We start from the raw sequence: 1,824 nt of genomic DNA, 5'->3' as shown, positions 1-1,824 counted from the left end.
GCCCCACGGGAGAAATTAGCTGCTGCAGCTATAAATGAATCGGTATACGCAGTAGGCGGAATAAATGCTGGGACAACGCTTGCATCCGTTGAAAAATACGATTCCACAGTAGATGATTGGTCTGCCGTGGCCAGTCTCAATATTGCAAGACATAGCTTGGGGTTAGCGTCCTTAAACGGAAAACTATACGCGGCAGGCGGCACTGATGGCAGTAGTCATGTTGGCACTTTGGAAGCCTACGATCCTTTAAGCAACACTTGGACTCCAAAAACAGACATGCTTGCTTCCCGCAGCGAACTGGCCCTGGCCCCAGTGAATGGAAAGCTTTATGCCATAGGCGGCTACAACGGTCAGAACTACTTGAACGCGGTTGAAGAATATAATCCCCTATCAAATTCCTGGAGAGCAAGAGCTCCTATGCCCACTGCCCGGAGCCGCTTAGGAGCAACTGTAATAAACGGGAAAATATACGCCATAGGAGGATTCAACGGTCTCAGCACTTTGAATGTCATAGAAGAATATGATCCAACCACCAATACCTGGACAACCAAAACAGCCATGACCATTCCCCGGCAAGGAGCCGGAATCTGCAGCTTGAATGGCAGAATTTTTGTCGGTGGGGGTTATAACGGAGCCTATCTGGCAAATCTTGAGGTCTATGATCCTATCGCTGATATATGGGAGATAAAAACTGATCTTACTGGTGCTCGTGCTTACCTAAGTATGGCAGCAGTAAACGGAAAAGTATATGCCGTTGGCGGCGGCAATGCATCGGGGGCATTGAATTTAAACGAACAATACTTACCTGATCGTTACAGACCCAGTTCAGGCGCGATTGGTCCTGACACCTGGATCCAAATGGCGGATATGACATCTAGAAGAAGTGGTGCGGGGATTGTCGCGGTAGACGGTAACATCTATGCTGTAGGCGGAGAGAGGGACCAGAACTATCTGCAAATCCTTGAGAAGTTTGATCTGGAAAGCAACACTTGGATGACTATGACCTCCATGCCAACCGCCCGCAGTTATGCAGGTATAGCCGCACTTAACGGAAAGATCTATGTAGCAGGGGGAGAAAATACATCCGTACTCAACCAGCTGGAAGTATATGATCCCAAAACCGATTCATGGACCACGAAAGTACCAATGCCTACTACCCGGTCACACCTGGCCCTTGTTGCGTGGAATAATAAAATATACGCTCTTGGGGGCCGAAACGGCGCACAGCACTTGGCGACAATGGAGGTTTACGACCCCGAAACGAACCTATGGACAACCTTATCCGGCATGTCAGTCATAAGAAGCGGTCTTACCGCAACAGTACTAAATGATCAGATATATGTGGTGGGCGGTTATGATGGCATGAATTACCTTGATTCAGTGGGGAGGTATGACCCGGATACTGGCCTGTGGGTAAGTTTGACCGACATGCCGTGGGCAAGTACTGATCTAGGGTGCCTTGCCGTCAATGGCAGGATTTATGCTGTAGGAGGCTATAACGGGGAATACCTGAGTAGTATGGCTGAGTATGATCCCGCATCTGATACCTGGACGCTGAAAAACGACATGCTTTATGCACGCAGCGGGCTGGGATTGGCGGAAAGCGGCTGGGATATTTACGCCATAGGCGGATATGACGGAACTACCCATCTGAATGCGGTAGAAAAATACACTACTCTGTATGACCGATACTTTTATAGCGACAGCAACCGTCTGGAGGAAATCAGACTGCAGTCCGGCGGAGTCATTCACTATGAATATGATGACAATGGCAGCTTGATCAACCGGACCATCGATCAAAACTGAAAGGCAGGGGGGTAAGGG

At 49.0% G+C, this 1,824-nt stretch carries 1 protein-coding gene; it reads left to right on the top strand.

From position 1 onward, the window contains the following. Positions 1-1,806: Kelch repeat-containing protein (locus B3W37_RS09400; protein ID WP_483175520.1), on the top strand; the 1,806-nt coding region annotated here is incomplete at its 5' end. Between the last annotated feature and the right edge of the window lie 18 nt (positions 1,807-1,824).

Source organism: Syntrophomonas sp. UBA5494, assembly GCF_002426325.1.
Note: the sequence above shows the minus strand (reverse complement) of the source record. Positions and strands in the feature narration are given on the sequence as shown.